The organism is Streptomyces sp. NPDC127084 (genome assembly GCF_042724175.1).
Classification (GTDB): domain Bacteria; phylum Actinomycetota; class Actinomycetes; order Streptomycetales; family Streptomycetaceae; genus Streptomyces.
The window spans coordinates 1-1,398 of the sequence record NZ_JBHXFA010000364.1; the positions used below are offsets into that span (position 1 = coordinate 1).

General features: G+C 62.6%; 2 protein-coding genes. One reads left to right on the forward strand and one right to left on the reverse strand.

Annotated elements, in window-relative coordinates; genetic code table 11:
• On the reverse strand, nucleotides 1-351 hold a 351-nt coding region (locus ACFWI9_RS34230), incomplete at its 3' end, for a hypothetical protein (protein WP_387169192.1).
• A gap of 379 nt (nucleotides 352-730) precedes the next feature.
• Here ACFWI9_RS34230 and ACFWI9_RS34235 point away from each other — a divergent pair.
• Nucleotides 731-1,300 (forward strand): hypothetical protein, encoded by a 570-nt coding sequence (locus ACFWI9_RS34235; protein WP_387169194.1) that lies wholly within the window; start codon nucleotides 731-733, stop codon nucleotides 1,298-1,300.
• Nucleotides 1,301-1,398 lie beyond the last annotated feature (98 nt).

The following is a 1,398-nucleotide window of genomic DNA, read 5'->3' on the forward strand; positions in this document are numbered from 1 at the left end:
GTACTCAGCTGATGTCAGGGAGAGATCTGGCCTCGTCTCAAGCAGGTCTCTCCACCGTCGCAGCAGTCGGTACGCGCGGTCCGACTTCTCCCTAACTGCCGGTGGCGCCTGGAGATTGATCTCATAGCGCCGTGTGAGCACCGAGGAGTCTCGAAAGGCATCCAAGGTAGCCTGGTAGCGAACATCTGGATCCGTCTCCCTCAGGATGATCAGGCGCAAAGAGGACGAACTCTCGGTCAGGGCCGTGAGGTACCTGGTGTAGAGATCTCGTCTCACATCCTGAACGCGGCTCGCTTGTTCACGGCGGTATCGCACGCGGTCGACGAGCAAGGTGGCTCCGATGCCCAGCATGGCGCCGATGGCCGTGCTGATCTGTGTCCCCCAATTCACAAGCAGCACCGTAGTGTCATCGGACTACTCAGGAAACCGTGCAGGTAGGGGCGCAGTTCGTTCCGCCGCCGATTGCACGCCTAGGCCGGTGGTCAGCAACCGTCCCCCCCGTACAGCACAGAAGTACAGCAACCGCGGCGACTGCAGGCGACCTGCCTGAGCCGCTACCACCTGTGCGACGAGCCCAGCAGACCTCAGCGACCGCCCTGCCCGTAGTTCGCATCGAGGGGACAGACAGGCTGGAGTGCCTTGACTGGGTCATTGAGACTCCGCCAACCGCGATGTCAAGGACCGGTCGACTTCGTCAATGGTCTCCCCCACGAGGTGGGATCATCAGCGAATGAAGGTAGCAAGCTTCGTCCTCAGCATCCTCGCCCTGTGCATTGGCATCGGGAATCTGACCTGGCAGTGGGCGCTGTACCAACTCAACGGCCCTCGCATCCGAGTCCGAATGGCAGTTGGCGCCTTGGGACCGGGCGGGCTTATGACCTTCCCGGTAGAGGACCTGAGGGATCTCACAGAGACATTCGACAGGATGGCAAGGGAAGGCTTCACCGAACCGGTGATCGTCGTCAACGCCGTGAACACTGGCCGGCTAGGGGTCGAGCTATTGGAGTTCGGCATCGATCTGCCGAAAGGTCCCAGCGTCAAGTGGCTGAGGGACGTCATCGGTGAGACCCCCATGCCCCACGTGTTGGAGCCACATCGAGAAGGCACCTGGGCCATGCCGTTCGAGCCCGCATTCCGCGTGGCTGCCGCGACTCAGGCAGTGTGGCCGAACCATGCGCACCCCATCAGGGCGTATGTGCGTCGCGCAGGGGGCGAGAAGATCCACGGCAAGCACACTCTGCGACTGGCCCTCCCCAGTCCGGAGGCAACGCGCCAGACATCGACGGCCGAAACCGAATGACGTCCACGGCTCGGTGCAGAAACCGTGCCACTTCCGTGCCAGAACGGACGGGGACTCAGGGGGAATCGAGGTTCGACAGGGTGCGTACTGCCCCACGC